The sequence below is a fragment of the Mesorhizobium sp. C399B genome (assembly GCF_030323185.1).
Taxonomy (GTDB): Bacteria; Pseudomonadota; Alphaproteobacteria; order Rhizobiales; family Rhizobiaceae; genus Mesorhizobium.
In genome coordinates this window covers 3,006,531-3,023,107 of sequence record NZ_CP100472.1, presented here as the reverse complement: position 1 = coordinate 3,023,107, position 16,577 = coordinate 3,006,531, and the positions used below count along the sequence as shown (strand labels likewise).

General features: G+C 63.5%; 15 protein-coding genes. 8 read left to right on the top strand and 7 right to left on the bottom strand.

Translation table 11 applies throughout. The features are described from left to right. Nucleotides 1-49: 49 nt before the first annotated feature. The 5 genes from NLY36_RS14425 to NLY36_RS14405 form a co-directional block, all read right to left on the bottom strand. A complete protein-coding gene (locus NLY36_RS14425; RefSeq protein ID WP_023736784.1) occupies nucleotides 50-1,045 on the bottom strand; it encodes an aldo/keto reductase in 996 nt (331 codons plus the stop codon). Then, nucleotides 1,035-2,015 (bottom strand): sugar-binding transcriptional regulator, encoded by a 981-nt coding sequence (locus NLY36_RS14420; protein ID WP_023736785.1) that lies wholly within the window; start codon nucleotides 2,013-2,015, stop codon nucleotides 1,035-1,037. The genes NLY36_RS14425 and NLY36_RS14420 overlap by 11 nt, the downstream gene beginning before the upstream one ends. 1 nt (nucleotide 2,016) lies before the next feature. Next, complete coding sequence (locus tag NLY36_RS14415) at nucleotides 2,017-3,003, bottom strand: ABC transporter permease (RefSeq protein WP_031249380.1); 987 nt, start codon at nucleotides 3,001-3,003, stop codon at nucleotides 2,017-2,019. A gap of 17 nt (nucleotides 3,004-3,020) precedes the next feature. After that, nucleotides 3,021-4,547, bottom strand: coding sequence for a sugar ABC transporter ATP-binding protein (locus NLY36_RS14410; protein WP_023736787.1), 1,527 nt, complete (start codon nucleotides 4,545-4,547; stop codon nucleotides 3,021-3,023). Nucleotides 4,548-4,615: 68 nt separating this feature from the next. After that, nucleotides 4,616-5,587 carry a substrate-binding domain-containing protein gene (locus tag NLY36_RS14405; RefSeq protein ID WP_050591549.1) on the bottom strand — a complete coding sequence of 324 codons (972 nt, stop codon included), beginning with the start codon at nucleotides 5,585-5,587 and terminating at the stop codon, nucleotides 4,616-4,618. Between the two features lie 401 nt (nucleotides 5,588-5,988). Between NLY36_RS14405 and NLY36_RS14400 the strand changes: the two genes are divergently transcribed. Continuing rightward, a complete protein-coding gene (locus tag NLY36_RS14400; protein WP_023736789.1) occupies nucleotides 5,989-6,519 on the top strand; it encodes a hypothetical protein in 531 nt (176 codons plus the stop codon). 98 nt (nucleotides 6,520-6,617) lie between these two features. Next, nucleotides 6,618-6,767, top strand: a complete 150-nt coding sequence (locus NLY36_RS14395; protein ID WP_156933263.1) for a hypothetical protein — start codon at nucleotides 6,618-6,620, stop codon at nucleotides 6,765-6,767. On the opposite strand, the gene NLY36_RS14390 is transcribed toward NLY36_RS14395, so the two are convergent. Next, nucleotides 6,744-8,000 (bottom strand): ubiquinone biosynthesis hydroxylase, encoded by a 1,257-nt coding sequence (locus NLY36_RS14390; RefSeq protein WP_023736791.1) that lies wholly within the window; start codon nucleotides 7,998-8,000, stop codon nucleotides 6,744-6,746. The two genes, NLY36_RS14395 and NLY36_RS14390, sit on opposite strands and share 24 nt — an antisense overlap. A gap of 112 nt (nucleotides 8,001-8,112) precedes the next feature. Here NLY36_RS14390 and tesB point away from each other — a divergent pair, with 112 nt between their 5' ends. The 6 genes from tesB to xth all read left to right on the top strand — a co-directional run bounded on the left by tesB (nucleotide 8,113) and on the right by xth (nucleotide 15,845). Further along, the gene (tesB, locus tag NLY36_RS14385; protein ID WP_023687727.1) at nucleotides 8,113-8,988 is read left to right on the top strand and encodes an acyl-CoA thioesterase II; all 876 of its coding nucleotides are present in this window, start codon (nucleotides 8,113-8,115) and stop codon (nucleotides 8,986-8,988) included. Nucleotides 8,989-9,206: 218 nt separating this feature from the next. Beyond that, entirely contained in the window at nucleotides 9,207-9,545 is a 339-nt protein-coding gene (locus tag NLY36_RS14380) for a P-II family nitrogen regulator (protein WP_023670499.1), read from the top strand. A gap of 31 nt (nucleotides 9,546-9,576) precedes the next feature. Further along, on the top strand, nucleotides 9,577-11,007 hold the full coding sequence (locus NLY36_RS14375) for an ammonium transporter (RefSeq protein WP_023670498.1): 1,431 nt from the start codon (nucleotides 9,577-9,579) through the stop codon (nucleotides 11,005-11,007). 346 nt (nucleotides 11,008-11,353) lie between these two features. After that, complete coding sequence (locus NLY36_RS14370) at nucleotides 11,354-14,023, top strand: DNA translocase FtsK (RefSeq protein ID WP_023736792.1); 2,670 nt, start codon at nucleotides 11,354-11,356, stop codon at nucleotides 14,021-14,023. A gap of 138 nt (nucleotides 14,024-14,161) precedes the next feature. Next, entirely contained in the window at nucleotides 14,162-14,842 is a 681-nt protein-coding gene (locus tag NLY36_RS14365) for an outer-membrane lipoprotein carrier protein LolA (RefSeq protein WP_023670496.1), read from the top strand. A gap of 196 nt (nucleotides 14,843-15,038) precedes the next feature. Continuing rightward, on the top strand, nucleotides 15,039-15,845 hold the full coding sequence (gene xth / locus NLY36_RS14360) for an exodeoxyribonuclease III (RefSeq protein WP_023670495.1): 807 nt from the start codon (nucleotides 15,039-15,041) through the stop codon (nucleotides 15,843-15,845). A gap of 164 nt (nucleotides 15,846-16,009) precedes the next feature. On the opposite strand, the gene NLY36_RS14355 is transcribed toward xth, so the two are convergent. Further along, a complete protein-coding gene (locus NLY36_RS14355) occupies nucleotides 16,010-16,465 on the bottom strand; it encodes a cyclic nucleotide-binding domain-containing protein (protein ID WP_023730228.1) in 456 nt (151 codons plus the stop codon). Between the last annotated feature and the right edge of the window lie 112 nt (nucleotides 16,466-16,577).

Genomic DNA, 16,577 nt, shown 5'->3' with positions numbered 1-16,577 from the left:
TGCCGTCCGGTGGACGGCAGCTCAACTTGGTTCGGGTTACTGGTGGCGGTCAGGCGTCGAGATTGGTCAGATGGCGGCTGGCGGCCTCACTGATCTGGTTGATCTCCTGTCCCGACAATTTGATGCGGCCGGCCTGCGCGTTTTCCCTGGCTTGCTGCGGGCTGCGCGCGCCGCAGAGTGAGAAGGTGATGCCGGGCTGCTGCAGCGTCCAGGCGATGACCACCTGCGCCTCGCTGGCGCCGTGCGCCTCGGCACTCGGCTTGATCGCTTCCATCAGCGCTGCCACCTTGCGGCGGTTGGGCTGCGAGAAGCGCGGATTGTCCTTGCGCTGGTCGTCGCCGGTAAAGAGGCGGTCGGGACCGATCTTGCCCGAGAGCAGACCGAGCGCCAGCGACGAATAGCTGAGCACCGACACGTTGTTCCCGGCGCAGAAGGGCAAGAGATCCTGTTCCATGTCACGCGCAACCATGCTGTATTCCTGCTGGACCGCATCGAGTTGGCCGGCCGCGAGATAGGCCTTCACATCGGCGACGCTGACATTGCTGGCGCCGATGGAGCGGATCTTGCCCTGGGTCTTGAGGCGGTCGAGCGCTTCCATCGTTTCAGTGACCGGCGTGGTCGGATCCTGCCAGTGGGTGATGTAGTGGTCGATATGGTCGGTGCCGAGGCGGCGCAGGCTCTGCTCGACTTCGTAGACGACAGAGTCGGCACCGAGATAGCGATGCACCGGCGCGCCGTCATAGTCGAAGAAGTGGTTGCCCTTCTTGGTATGCCAGACCAGCCCAAGCTTGGTGGCAAGGACGACCTTGTCACGGCGACCCTTTATCGCCTTGCCGACGATTTCCTCCGACAGGCCTTGGCCATAGGCAGGCGCGGTGTCGATCAGCGAAACGCCTTCGTCGATCGAGGCGCGGATGGTGTCGACCGACTGCGCCTCATCGGTGCCGCCCCACATCCAGCCGCCAATGGCCCAGGTGCCGAGGCCAATCGCGGAGGCGGATATTCCCGACGCGCCAATGGTGCGCGTCAACATTTCAGGCGACATTGCGTATGCTCCCCGCATTGCTCAGGACTGCATTGGCCGTCTCTTCGTCGACGACCAGTGATTTGAGATAGTTGCCGCGAAGCGCTGCGCGGATCGGCCAGACCTTTTCGGCGCCGCTGGCGACGCCCATCACCGACCGGCAACGACCGAGCTCCGAAGGCGCCAGCGCCACCAGGCGGTCGTTGGGCGGATAGTCGGCCAGCGTGCCGTCGTCGCGGATCAGATGCGCAAGGAACTCGCCGACCGCGCCGCTGGCGGCGAGTTTTTCGCGGTCGGGATCGAGGCCCGGGTGGAGGTCGTAATAGCTCGACCCCGGCGTCTGGATCGAGCCGACGCCGACCAGCGCGATCGCCGCCTTGCGCGCCAGATCGAAGATTTCGCGCACCGAGGCCATGTCCAGCAGGAGATCGCGCTGCTCGCGGCTTTCGGCAAAGAGCGGCGCGTGCAAGAGCATGCTGGTACCGCCGAGGCGTTCGGCCAGCCGCGTCGCCAGATGGTTGACGTCGGTATAGTGCTTGCCCTGGACGCCGCCGGTCAGCGGCACGACGGTGACGTCGAAGGCGCGCTCGGGCTGCAGGTTTTCGACCAGCGCGCTGATCGCCTTGCCGCCGGTGATGGCAATGACGTCGCCGTCGCGCAAGGTCTCGAGCAACTGGTTGGCCGCCGCACGTCCCACTTGCTGCAGGGTGCTGTCGGGACTGCCGGCCACGGTCGGCGTCACGATCGCGGCCGCCAGTTGCGCGACCTCGATCAGCTGCTTTTCGATGTCGACGAGGCGCTGGAACGGGCTCTCGACCGCGATCCGCAGCATGCCGAGCTTGCGCCCTTGCGCGATAAGCCGATTGACCTTCGACGCCGAGAGGTTGAGCGCTGCCGCAATGTCGTTCTGCTTCATGCCGTCGACGAAGTGCAGCACCAGAACGGTGTGGATCTGCCGGATCGCCTCGAAATCTTCCCTGCCGTCCGCCATCTCAGCCCCGCCGCTTGTTGAAGTAGTAGTCGGCGGTGACCGCCGTCAGCAGAATGGACCCGCGGATGATGTCCTGCCAATAGACGGACACGTCGAGCAGAGCGAGCGAGCTTGAAACGACGGAGAGCAGGATGGTGCCGAGGATGGCGCCGAGAATGGTGCCGGAGCCGCCGGTCAGGCTGGCGCCGCCGATCACCGCGGCGGCGATGACGTTCAGCTCCATGCCGGCGCCGAAAGTCGGCTGGGCCGAGCCGAAGCGGGCCATGTAGATGACGCCGGCAAAGCCGCACAGTGTCGAGCAGAGCGTCGTCGTCAGGAACACGACCTTCTTGGTGCGGATGCCGGAATAGGCGGCCGCCTTCTCATTGCTGCCGGTGTAGAAGACTTTGCGGAAAATCGTCGTGCGGCGCAGCATGAAGTCGGACAGGATGACGAAGACGATGAAGATAATGATGACGACCGGAATGCCGCCAATGGCGCCCTGGCCGATGAATTTGAACTCGGGCGGCAGTGTGTAGAGCCCGAGCGGCCGGCCGCCGGTGCCAAGCAAGCAGAGCCCGCGCGCGATCACCATTACCGCCAGCGAGACGATGAAGTGGTGCAGTCCCACTCGGGTGACGAAGAAGCCCATGAATCCGCCGATGCCGGCGCATGCAGCGATGGCAACCAGCGATGCCAGCCAAGGGTCGACACCGCCGAGGAACAGCAGGCCGGCGATCACCATGGCGAGTGCGGTGACCGAACCGACCGAAAGGTCGATGCCGCCTGAGATCAGAAGGATCGTCATGCCGACGACGACGATGCCTTCGACCGCGAAGGCCATCGCCATCGCCCGCATGTTGTCCCAGGTCAGGAAGTACGGCGATGCGAGCGACATGACCGCAAAGAGCACGGCGATGATGAGGATCAGGCCGGTCTCGCGCATCCTGATCAGGCCGCCAAGCCTTTCACTGAACCCGATGCGGGCCGGCGGTGTCACGCTGTCCATGCTTTCCCCCACGATGCTCATGCGGCGCTCCGTTGCCGGCCGTCATCGGCAAGCGATGCCAGGACCATGATGTTTTCTTCGGTCATTTCCGCGCCGGTGACCTCGCCGGTGATGCGCCCTTCGCGCACGATCAGCACCCGGTCGCAGACGCCGATCAGTTCCGGCAGTTCCGACGAGATGACCACGATGCCGACGCCGTCGCGCGCCAGCTTGCGCAGGATCCGGTGGATTTCGGCCTTGGCGCCGACATCGACGCCGCGCGTCGGCTCGTCGAGGAAGATCACTTTCGGGTCTACCGACAGCATCTTGGCGATCGCCACCTTCTGTTGGTTGCCACCCGACAGCGTCGAAACCGGCTGGCCGACATGGCCGCACTTCAAGGACAGCTGCCTGCCGATCGTCTCCGCCCGCTGCTTCTCGCGGCGATCGTTGATGAGGCCGAAGCGGCTCGAGATCCGATCCACCGCCAGCGCCGAAATGTTGGCGGCGATCGACATATCGAGGAACAGCCCGTCACCCTTGCGGTCCTCGGAGAGGTAGACGATGCCGGCGGCGATGCTGTCGCCATAATGGGTCAGCGACAGCGGCTTGCCATGCAGGCTGACATTGCCGGTCACCTGACCCTCCAGCCGGCAGACACCCCGAACGATCTCGCTGCGACCGGCGCCGATCAGGCCGCCAATGCCGAGGATTTCGCCCTTGCGCAACTGGAAGCTGATGTCGCGGAAGGTGGTTGCTTCCGAGAGCTTGTTAACCTCGAGCAGGATTTCCTCAGCCCGCTCGTCGTCGCGCAGCTTCTCGGGATAGAGGCTGTCGATGACGCGGCCGACCATGGACGCCACCACCTGTTCGGGCGTCGTCGCCGATATGTCGAGCGTGGTGATGTACCGGCCGTCGCGCAGCACCGTGACGCGGTCGCAGTTTTCGAAGATTTCGGCCATGCGGTGCGAGATGTAGATGATGCCGATGCCTACGCCGGCAAGCTGGTGGATGATCTCGAACAGTTTCTTGGCCTCGCGCTCGGTCAGCGCTGCCGTCGGCTCGTCGAAGATGAGGACGCGGCAATCGAGCGTCAGCGCCTTGGCAATCTCGACCAGCTGCTGCTGGGAGATCGACAGGCTCCGCACCATTGCGGTTGGATCGATGTTGCCAAGTCGCGCCAGGATGGCTGTCGCACGTTTCTCGAGGTCGCGGTAATTCATCAGCAGCGCCTTGCTGGCGTTGGTGATCGACATGAAGATGTTTTCGGCCACCGAGACATCGGGGCAGAGCGCGATCTCCTGATGAACGAAGCCGATGCCGAGCTTTTGCGCCGCCAGCGGCGAGGGGATCGAAACGGAGCGGCCGTCGATCTGGATGTCGCCGCTGTCGGGCGGCAGTATGCCGTCGATCACCTTCATCAACGTCGACTTGCCGGCGCCGTTCTCGCCGGCAATGGCGTGGATTTCGCCGGCGCGCAGCTCGAACCCGACATCGCGCAACGCACGGACAGGGCCGAACGATTTGCTGAGGCCGGATATTTTGAGGAGGGCCGGTTTTTCCACGGAGGTTCTCGACTGCTCAGGAAGATGGAGGCAACCGCGCCAAGCGGCGCGGCTGCCCAATGGTCGGATCAGCTGGGATCGCGGCCCTGCATGTACTTGTTCAGGTCGAACGAGTCGGCATTCTCCTTGGTGATGACGGCAAAGCCGTTATCGGCGAAGGGGATGCTCATCGGGTTGTGGCCCGACGTCTTGTAGTCGTTGAACGGGTCGATCAGCTCCGGATGCGCCGCCATGAAGGTGGCGATGAAGCCGAGATAGCCCTGCATGCCCTGGTTCGGGCTCAGCGCCATGTGGATGTTGCCGGCCTTGATCTGCTCCAGCGTCGCCGGGGTGATGTCGGCATGCATGATCAGCACCTTGGCCTTGGCTTCGAGAACGGCCGCGACCGCGCCTTCAGCCGAGCCGGCTTCAGGAATCCACAGTGCCTTGAGGTTCGGGTTGGCCTGCAGCATCGAAGCCACCGCCTTGTTGGCGACATTGGCGTCCTGGTTGGAGACCTGGCGTCCGACCAGCTTCATCTTCGGATAGTTCTTGGCGAGATAGTCGATGAAGGCGGTGACGCGCAGATCGTGGTTGCTCTGGCCGGGGTTCTCAAGCACGCCATATTCGGCGTCGTCGCCGACCTGCTTGACGATCTCCTCGGCGGCAAACTTGGCTTCCGCCAGATTGTCCGAGGTGATGTAGGAGACGCGCTTGGATTTTGGCGAGTCGGCGGCGAAGGTGACGACGGTGGTGCCGTTCTCGATGGCGCGGTTGATCGGCTCGATGAACGGATCGGCCTGCATCGGGTGCAGCAGCACGCCGGCCGGCTTCTTGATCAGATCCTGTTCGAAGGAAGCGATCTGCTTGGCGATGTCATAGTCCGGCGTGCCCGAAAACACTGTCTTGCAGCCCATCGCCGCAGCCGCCTGCTTGAAGCCCTGATAGACCGGCACCCAATAGGGATGCGCGGAGACCATGACGTTCATCACGTAGGTCTCATCCGGCTTGCACTGAAACTTGCTCTCTGCCGACGCCGGCATCGCCAGGGTCAACGTCATCACAGCGGCGCTCAGCGCGCCCACCAGCCCAATCCTGTTCATTCTCTCCTCCGGGTTCCCCGACGATGAAAGCCTCGTCGCATCAGCTTTGCAAGAAATTTCATAAGATGAAATCTCTGGCGAGATTGAATACGGCGGGATTTGTGGCATGTCAATGATGGCGAACGAAATATCAGTATGTGAAATATCTTGCAGGTGGGGTGGGGTGGATGCGAAGTCGGCGTTATCGCCAAGCGGTGCACCATTAGATGCCCGTGACGAGCGACCTGAACCCAGGACGTCCGATCTCGGCGTCTGGATGATTAGGGGGCCAGCTCTGTTTTCTCATCAGATACAATTCTTGCGTGTTGAAGCAACGCCGGAGTTCTCCTATCGTCGCCGCATTTTCGGGGGAATTCGACATGCCTTTCCTGATTGCTATTCTCGGCGTGCTGGGAGCCGGGGCGTTCTGGTGGTATCGCATGAAGGCCATGAACGAAGCCGCGCGCGAGGTCGCCGACGTCGTCGGCCGCGTCCAGGGCAACATAAGGCGCAAGAAGCTGCGCAAGCAGGCGGCGCTGTCGCCGCTGACGGCGATCGACGATCCGGTGGTGGCGGCGGCAACGCTGATCACCGCACTGGCAGCGGAGCACGGCCCGATCCTGCCGAAGCGTGAAACGGTCATCCGCGAGGTGATCTCGCAGATTGCGGACAACCAGAAGAAGACCGATGAAGCCGTCGTCTACGCCAAATGGGCCGCGGCGCAGATCGACGACACGACGATCGTCATCGACAAGCTGGCGCCCTTCCTGCGCGAGCGCCTCGATCCGCATGAGCGCGAAGATCTGCTGCAGATGCTGGATCGTGTTGCCAAGAGCGGCGAGCAGAGTTTCAAGGTCCCCGACCAACGCATGCTGCGACTGCGGCAGAAGCTGGGGTTTGAGGTCAACTGACCTCGGTCAACATTGATCTTGAACGGAAGGCGGTCGTCCCCACATCAATGGGACGGTACCCCCAAACCGTCAAGGCACAGATGGAAGCAATTGCGTACGTGGCTGCGGAATTGGCCGATCTGATCGGCATGCTGTTTGGTGACAGATTGCGCAAATCCCGCGCCGGCAGGCTGGTGATCGGCACGCTGGTCGCCATTGTGGTCTTCTACTACCTTGTCTGGCTGCTAGATCGCCTCCCCCTTCAATAGTCGCGGTGTGCCGCCGGAAAGCCCCGACGCATGGCGGATGAAGAACTCCTTCAGCCTGGGCATCCGTTCGACAAGGCCGAGGCTTATGTCGCGGAGCTGGCGCAGCGCGCCGATGTCGTTGGAAAACAGCCGGTTCAGCACATCTGTGGTGACGCCCATCTGCACCGTGTCGAAGCGGCGCCATTGCTGGTAGCGCTCGAGCACGTCGAGCGCGCCGATATCCTGTCCCAAGCGATCGGCCTCGACCACCACTTCAGCAAGGGCCGCCACATCCTTGAAGCCGAGATTGAGGCCCTGGCCGGCGATCGGGTGGATGCCGTGCGCGGCGTCGCCGGCAAGCGCGATGCGCGGGGCGACAAAGGCGCGCGCGATGGTCAGGCCGAGCGGCCAGGCGCGCGGCTTGTCGGTGACGCGGATTTCGCCGAGCTTCAGGCCGAAGCGCAATTCAAGCTCCTGCTCGAAGACGAGGTCGTCGCCCGAGACCAGCTTTTCGGCATCCTCGGAACGTTCGACCCAGACCAGCGACGAACGGTTGGTGCCGTCCTCGGTCGGCTTGAGCGGCAGCGTTGCAAACGGGCCGGCCGGCAGAAAATGCTCTTCGGCGCGGCCATTGTGCGGGCGCTCATGCGCCACCGTGCAGACGATGCCGGACTGGCCATATTCCCATTTCACCGTCTTGATGCCGGCCATGTCGCGCAATTTGGAATTGACGCCGTCGGCGGCGACCAGCAGCCGCGCCTCAATCGCCGCGCCGTCGGCCAGATGCACGGTGATGCCGGCGCCATTGCCGTCGAACGATGCGACCGCGACACCTTCGCTGATGTCGATGCCGAGCTTTTGCGCGCGGCGGCGCAAGGCGCTGTTCAGGTCCTTGTTGGCGACCATGTGGGCGAACGGTTCGCCCGGCGCGACCTCGCCATCGAAGGTGAGAAACACCGGACGCACCGGATCGGCGGTGCGCGAATCGGTGACGATCATCTCGGTGATCGCCTGCGATTGCCCGACGATTTCCTGCCAGACGCCGAGCTGGTCGAGCATGCGGCAGGCGGCGGCGGCGATCGCCGAGGCGCGGCGGTCCTTCTGCCAGACGCCGGCGGGGGCAGCATCAACGACCGCCACGGCGAGGCCCGGCCGCGCCTGTTTCAGCGACACGGCGGCGGCGAGGCCGACATAGCCGGCGCCAGCGACCAGCACGTCGAGCGGGGTTTTTGCGTCCGGGTTGCGGTTCGCCATGTCAATTCCTTTCGAAGTCTCGACCATCCCCGCCCACTGGGGCATTCCGGCCTTGACTGCCCGCCATTCCTGTCGGAAACCGCCATAGCATCTTACGGCGAGGTCACGAAGCATGACGGCGGCCATGGACGAGCTTCTCAGCATTCTCGACCTCGAGCAGCTTGAACACAATCTGTACCGTGGTCGCAGCCCCAAGCTCGACTGGCAGCGCGTTTTCGGCGGCCAGACCATCGCCCAGGCGCTGGTCGCCGCGCAGCGCACCGTCGAGCCCGAGCGCCACGTGCATTCGCTGCACGGCTATTTCATGCGGCCCGGCGACACCAAGGTGCCGATCGTCTACGAGGTCGACCGCATCCGCGATGGCGGCTCCTTCACCACGCGGCGCGTGGTGGCGATCCAGCACGGCCAGGCGATCTTTTCGCTGGAAGCCTCGTTCCAGCAGGACGAGGTTGGCCTTGAGCATCAGCTGCCGATGCCGCGCGACGTGCCGCCGCCCGACAGCCTGTTGTCGCAGCGCGAATTGCTGGGCAAGTTCGGCGAGGCGGTGCCGGACGGCATCAAGCGCTACTGGGAGCGTGACCGGCCGATCGAGATGAAGCCGGTGATGCTGAAGCATTACACCAGCCGCGAAAAGCTGGAGCCGCAGCAGAACATCTGGATCCGCACCACCGGCCCGGTGCCGGCCGACCGCGGCATCCAGGCGGCGGTGCTTGCCTACCTCTCCGACATGACGCTGCTCGACACCTCGACCTTTGCGCACGGCCGCGCCATTTTCGACCGCGACATCCAGGCGGCGAGCCTCGACCATGCGATGTGGTTCCATCGCAGCCATCCGCTCGATGACTGGATCCTGTACACGCAGGACAGCCCGTCGACGCAGGGGTCGCGCGGCTTCACCCGCGGCTCGCTGTTTGCCCGCGACGGCACGCTGATCGCCTCGGTTGCCCAAGAAGGCCTGATCCGGCTGAAGCGGCCGCCTGCGGAATAGGCATTTTCGAAAAATTGCCTACTTTTTAATCAGTGACTGTCCGTTGACAGTGCGCACCGTGGCGCCGGGACTCGAGCGATCCGTTTGTTTACAATGAGTTAACACCCTGCTTCGGCAACTGGCACGGAGCTTGAATCCTGTTGGGCACTCTCCGGGCTTTTTGGGATCGGTGAAGGTGTGCAAACGCGGGGGACCGCAACAGCAAAGGGTGAAACCTTATGAAAATCGTGATGGCAATCATCAAGCCGTTCAAGCTCGACGAGGTGCGCGAAGCGCTCACCGCCGTCGGCATCCAGGGCCTGACCGTCACCGAAGTCAAAGGCTACGGGCGTCAGAAGGGACACACGGAAATCTATCGCGGGGCGGAATACGCGGTCAGTTTCCTGCCGAAAATCAAGATCGAAGTCGCGGTTAGCACAGACCTGGTCGACAAGGCCGTCGAAGCCATCACGGCGGCGGCCAAGACCGGCCAGATCGGCGACGGCAAGATCTTCGTCTTCGGCATCGATCAGGCGGTGCGCATCCGTACCGGCGAAACAGACACCGACGCACTTTGAGCGGCGAACACGTATTCCAATGGAGAGTTCAATGAATATACCTTCCACCTTGAAGTCAGTGGCGCGCTCCGCGCTGCTGGGCTCCTTAGCGCTCGGAGCATTGGGCACGGTTGCTGCCTTCGCGCAGGAGGCGGCTCCCGCCGTCGCGGCGGCAGCGCCAGCAGCGCCGGCTTTTACCGTCGACAAGGGCGACACCACGTGGATGATGATTTCCACCGTGCTGGTGCTGTTGATGACCATTCCCGGCCTTGCGCTTTTCTACGGCGGCCTGGTTCGTACCAAGAACATGCTGTCGGTGCTGATGCAGGTCTTCACCATCACCAGCGTGGTCATGATCATCTGGGTCTTCTACGGCTACAGCCTCGCCTTCACCCCGGGCAACGCCTTCGTCGGCGGCCTTTCGAAGATGTTTCTCTCCGGCGTCAACGTATCGACGCTTTCGGAAACCTTCAGCAAGGGCGTCGCCATTCCTGAACTGGTGTTCGTCGTCTTCCAGATGACCTTCGCCTGCATCACGCCCGCCCTGATCGTCGGCGCATTCGCCGAACGCGTCAAATTCTCCGCCTTGATCCTTTTCGTTATCCTATGGGTGACGTTAATCTACTTCCCGATCGCGCACATGGTCTGGTTCTGGGGCGGCCCGAGCGCCTATGCCGACCCGTCCGGCCTGATCTTCAGCTTCGGCGCCATCGACTTCGCCGGCGGCACGGTCGTTCACATCAATGCGGGCATTGCCGGTCTCGTCGGCGCGCTGATGATCGGCAAGCGCATCGGCTACAAGAAGGACATCATGGCGCCGCACTCGATGACGCTGACCATGGTCGGCGCTTCATTGCTGTGGGTCGGCTGGTTCGGCTTCAACGCCGGTTCGAACCTCGAAGCGAACGCCTATGCGGTGCTGGCGATGATCAACACCTTCGTCGCCACGGCGGCGGCGGCAGTGGCCTGGATCGTGCTTGAATCGCTGCTGCGCGGCAAAGCCTCCATGCTCGGCGCTGTTTCGGGCGCGGTCACCGGCCTCGTCGCGATTACGCCGGCTGCAGGTTTTGCCGGCCCGATGGGCGCTATCGTGCTTGGCATCGTTGCCACCTTCGTCTGCTACTTCTTCGTCTCGGTGGTGAAGAACACGTTCGACTATGATGACAGCCTCGATGTCTTCGGCGTCCACTGCGTCGGTGGCATCATCGGTGCGCTAGGCACTGGCATTCTGGTCAATCCCGCCCTCGGCGGCGCCGGCATCGTCGACTATTCGACGGCCGACTTCGCCGCCGGCTATGCCGGCACGGCCACGCAGCTCCTGGCGCAGGGCAAAGGCGTCCTGGTAACCCTGCTGTGGTCGGGCATCGGCAGCGCAATCCTCTACAAGGTCGTCGACTTGATCATCGGTCTGCGTCCGACAGCCGACGCCGAGCGCGAAGGCCTCGACCTGACTTCGCATGGCGAAGCGGCCTACCACTCGTAAGCACCGCGGGGCGGCTTCGGCCGCCCCGCATTCTCCCATCCCGTCGTGACGCTCCCGAAAGGAGTTCACGCTTTGAGGCCCGGGTTATTCCGGGCCTCTCTTTTTGGCAACCGTGCTGGCAGGCCTCGGTCCCTGCGCAATCACGTTCTAGTGATGGCCGCCGGCGGGGAGACGTCGACCGGATTGGTTCTGAACTGTTGAGACTGCCTACAGTGGAGTGAGCAAGATCGTGGCTCTGGGTGCGTATAGTTAATGCGGCCTTAACCTTCCCCCCGATAGTCTGACATCCGAATCTGCCGGAGTGCGTCATGCGCCCGGCCAGTCCATGACAGACGGGGAACGAAGCATGCGTTCAGGGGCTTCAGCACCGCTCGCGCTAACCGATACGGGGCACGGCATCCAGGCATTCGCGCGGCGCCAGGTCGGGCGGCTGGTCGGCGCCGGCCTGTTTGCGCTGGTCGCCTTTGGCGTCGCGGCGCTGGCGACCTGGAACGTCGCCGATCCCAGCTTCTCGCACGCCACCGACAACATCGTCACCAACGCCATGGGCTATGCGGGCGCGGTATTCTCCGACCTCGCCATGCAGTTCTTCGGCCTTGCCGCGGTTGCCGCCCTGGTGCCGGCGGTGATCTGGGGCTTTCTTCTGTTTTCGGCGCGCGGCGTCGACAGGCTGCCGAAGCGCGGCCTTGCCTGGTTCGGCTTCGCGCTGCTCGCGGCGGCGATGGCCGGCTGCGTGGTGCCGCCCAAGACGTGGCCGTTGCCGACCGGCCTCGGTGGCGTGTTCGGCGACATGGTGCTCAATATTCCGGGCCTGGTCATTGGCGGCTACCCGACCGGCATCGTTGCCAGCATCATTGCCATGGTGCTCATTGCGCCGGCGCTGTGGCTGTTTGCCTATGGCTCGGCGCTGATTGCGCGCAAGAACGGCTTTGCCGTCATGGAGCGCACCGCGGAGCCCGATCCCCGAGAGGACGACCTGCTCTTCGACGAAGACGAGGACGAGGGCGACGAGGGGATACTGGCGCTCGGCGCCGTTACCCACTGGTGGCTGTCTTTCCGCGCCTGGATGCATCGCCGGGCTGTGCGCCGCCAGCAGGAGCGCGACGAGTTCGAGCCGGAGATGGAGCAGCGCTCCACCGCATGGCGCCGCGCCGCCGAACGGGTCGAATCGGCGGAATTCGCCGAAGCGCGGATGAGCCCGGATGGCCGCGCCCGCGTCGAGCCGGAATTCTTCGCCGCCATGGTCAATGACCGCAGCGTTTCCGTCGATCCGGACGATGACGACGTCCTCGATGCCGGTTTCGACAATGGCGACGAGGAGGTCGAACTCGACGACGAGCCGGTCCAGCGCCGTGCCGCGCCGAACGCCAAGGTGCAGAACTTCCGGTCAGATGCGGCGACCCGCGTCGCCGCACCTGCGCCGCGTCCCGCTCCCGGCGCGCGCGTCCAGCGCGAGGCGCAGACCTCGCTGATCGGCTCGGAAACATTCGAAATGCCGTCGCTGCATTTCCTGTCGGAGCCGAAGAACGTGGTGCGCGACGCCAGCCTGTCCAAGGACGCGCTGGAGCAGAATGCGCGCCTGCTCGAAGGCGTTCTGGAGGATTTCGGCGTCAAGGGCGAGATTATCGCGGTGCGGCCCGGCCCCGTCGTCACGCTCTATGAACTGGAACCGGCGCCCGGCATCAAATCGTCCCGCGTCATCGGCCTGTCCGACGACATCGCCCGCTCGATGAGCGCGATTGCCTGCCGCGTCGCCGTGGTGCCGGGCCGCAACGCCATCGGCATCGAATTGCCGAATGCCAAGCGCGAGACCGTCTATCTCCGGGAGATCCTGGCCAGCCGCGATTTCGAGACGACCAAGTCCAAGCTGGCGCTGGCGCTGGGCAAGACCATCAATGGCGAGGCGGTGATCGTCGACATCGCCAAGATGCCGCATGTGCTGGTCGCAGGCACCACCGGCTCCGGCAAGTCCGTCGCCATCAACACCATGATCCTGTCGCTGCTCTACAAGCTGACGCCGCAGGACTGCCGGCTGATCATGATCGACCCGAAGATGCTCGAACTTTCCGTCTATGACGGCATCCCGCACCTTCTGACGCCGGTGGTCACCGACCCGAAGAAGGCCGTGGTGGCGTTGAAATGGACGGTGCGCGAGATGGAGGACCGCTACCGCAAGATGTCCAAGGTCGGCGTGCGCAACATCGACGGCTTCAACGCGCGCGTGCAGTTGGCTGAAAAGAAGGGCGAAAAAATCTCGCGCACCGTGCAGACCGGCTTCGACCGCCAGACCGGCGAGGCGATCTACGAGACCGAGAACCTCGATCTCGAGCCAATGCCCTACATCGTCGTCATCATCGACGAGATGGCCGATTTGATGATGGTCGCCGGCAAGGACATCGAAGGCGCGGTGCAGCGCCTGGCACAAATGGCGCGCGCGGCCGGCATCCATGTCATCATGGCGACGCAGCGTCCGTCGGTCGACGTCATCACCGGCACCATCAAGGCCAATTTCCCGACCCGTATCTCCTTTCAGGTGACGTCGAAGATCGACAGCCGCACCATTCTGGGCGAGCAGGGCGCCGAGCAGCTGCTCGGCATGGGCGACATGCTGTATATGGCCGGCGGCGGCCGCATCCAGCGCGTGCACGGCCCGTTCGTCGCCGACGACGAGGTCGAGAAGATCGTCGCCCATCTGAAGCTGCAGGGCGTGCCCGAATATCTCGACGCCATCACCGAGGATGACGGCGAGGACGATGACGAGCCGTCGGGCAAGGGCGGCGCTGGCGGCGGCGGCAACAGCAATTTCGAGGATTCCGACGATCCCTACGACCAGGCGGTCTCGGTCGTGCTGCGCGACGGCAAGGCGTCGACCAGCTACATCCAGCGCCGGCTCGGCATCGGCTACAACCGCGCCGCCTCGATCATCGAGAAGATGGAGAAGGAAGGCATTGTCGGCCCGGCCAACCATGCCGGCAAACGCGAAATCCTGGTGCCGACCGAGGACGACAAGTTCTGATCAGCCGATACGGCCCGGCGGCAACCTTGAACCTTTTGGCGCGTTTCAGCGACTGAGCGCTGTCAGGCCCGCCAAACTTAAGTCTAACTGGGGGTCCACGGACTGCAACGAGACACACACCACACGAGAGTGACCGGCATGAAAAACGATCTTTCCGCGATCAGCGATTTCGCTCCAAACCGTCGCCAGTTGCTCGGCCTTGGCCTGATGCTTGCCGGCGCCGCGGCCATCAACGTCGTGCCGGGGTTCCAGCTCTTGGCCTCGGCGCAGGCGGCGGTGCCGCCGACGGCGCAAAAGATCGCCGACCATTTCTCCTCGGTCAAATCGATGAGCGGCGAGTTCGTCCAGTTCGGCCCCAACAACCAGCAGACCGGCGGCAAGTTCTTCCTTGAGCGGCCAGGCAAGATTCGCTTCAACTATGACGGCAAGTCGAATTTCCGGGTGATTTCCGACGGCAAGTCGGTGGTCATCCTCAACAAGCGGCTGAAAACGTCCGATCTCTATCCGTTGTCGAAGACGCCGCTGAAGCTGTTGCTCGACACCAAGATCGACCTCTCGGGGGGCCGCGTGAAATCGATCAAGGAAGAGAGCGACCTCACCACCATCCAGCTTGCCGACAAGTCGGTGTTCGGCAATTCGAAGATCACCATGATGTTCGATCCGAAATCCTATGATCTGCGCCAGTGGACCATCACCGACGCGCAGGGCAAGGACACCACGGTGATGATCTACAACACCAAGGAAGGCGTCAGCTTCCCTGCGGACACCTTTGCCATCGACTATGCGGCGAACCGCGAGCTGAACACCAACCAGCGCTAGATGCGGTGAGGCCGGCCTGCCAATGGCGATCTCCTGCGCTTCCGGTGCTCACGTGGTTTAAGTACGCTCCGCTCCGGTTCTCGGAGACCGCCATTCGACTCGGCCTGATCTGAATCAGAGCCGCCGCCCGCAAAGGCTGGCTTGTGTTTGTGGCGCTAGGCTGGCAGTAGATCGGCGACCTTGTTCGGACCGCCGCATGCCCTTCTCCATCGCCACCTGGAACATCAACTCCGTGCGCCTGCGCATGCCGATCGTCGAGCGGCTGCTGACGGAGCAGGCGCCCGATGTGCTTTGCCTGCAGGAGACGAAGGTTCCCGACGAGCTGTTTCCGGAAAAGGCGTTCCGCAAGGCCGGCTACGAGCACATCGCATTCCATGGCCAGAAGGGCTATCACGGCGTTGCGACGGTGGCGCGGCGGCCGATCGAGATTGTCGAGAAACGGCGCTTCTGCGAGATCGATGACAGCCGGCATCTGTCGGTCAAGGTGCAGGCCGGCGGCAAGGCAATCCTGGTCCACAATTTCTACGTGCCGGCCGGCGGCGACGAGCCCGATCCGGAGATCAACCGCAAGTTCCGCCACAAGCTCGATTTCGTTGCCGAGATGAACGCCATCCGCGCCGCGCATGACGAGGTGTCGGCCTCGATCCTGGTCGGCGACCTCAACATCGCTCCGCAGGAGCACGATGTCTGGTCGCACAAGCAATTGCTCAACGTCGTCAGCCACACGCCGGTCGAGACGCAAAATTTCGACGCGATGCGGATCGCCGGCGACTGGGTCGACCTGATGCGGCTCGACGTGCCGCCAGAGCAGAAGCTCTACACCTGGTGGAGCTATCGCGCGCGGGACTGGGAAGCCTCGAACCGCGGCCGCCGGCTCGACCATGTCTGGTCGTCACCGAACCTGGTGCCGAGCTTTGCCGGCTATGAGATCCTGCGAGAGGCGCGTGGCTGGGAACGGCCCTCGGACCATGTGCCGGTGATTGCGCGGTTCGACCTGGATTAGGCGGGCCGATATTCAGGTGAGGCCGGCCTGCAAATGGCCGATACCTGCGCTTCCGGTGCTCGCGTACTTTGAGTACGCTCCGCTCCGGTTCTCGGTATCAGCCATTTTCGACTCGGCCTGACCTGAATCTCGACACACCCAAGCGTGAGCGCGGTCGCGGGGACCTACCCGCCAAACCTTGGCGCCAGCTTCTCGATGCGGGCGATCATGGCCTGGAAATCATCGAGGATGCGCTGGTGCAGTTTCACCGCCACCTCGGGATATTCCTCCAGAATGCGGCGAAACATCTTGCGGCTCAACCTTATCACTTCCGAATCGGTCTCGGCCGAGGCGCTGGTCAGCCGTCTTGAGTCGGCGATCAGCGCCAGTTCGCTGAGGATCGTGCCGGGGCCGGCGGTGCCGATCGGGATGCGGTCGCCATCCTGCTCCCGGTAGAGCACGATGCGGCCACTGACCACGATATAGGCCGAGTCGGCTTCGTCATCCTCGCGGTACAGCTTGCGGTCGGCCTGCAGATGGGTGGCTTCGGCGCCGAAGGCGAGCAGGCGCAGTTGTTCCTGCGTGAAACCCTCAAAGAGCTTCACGGCGGACAGGATGCGGATGTCGTCATCCAGCGCCATCTCTAGCTGCGTCCCCGAACGGTCAGTCCAATCCCTCCCTTAGAGCGCCGCGTGTCCAATTGAACGCGCAAAGGACGCTCTAACACTTCAATCTGCGCAGCGGGCCGATCCA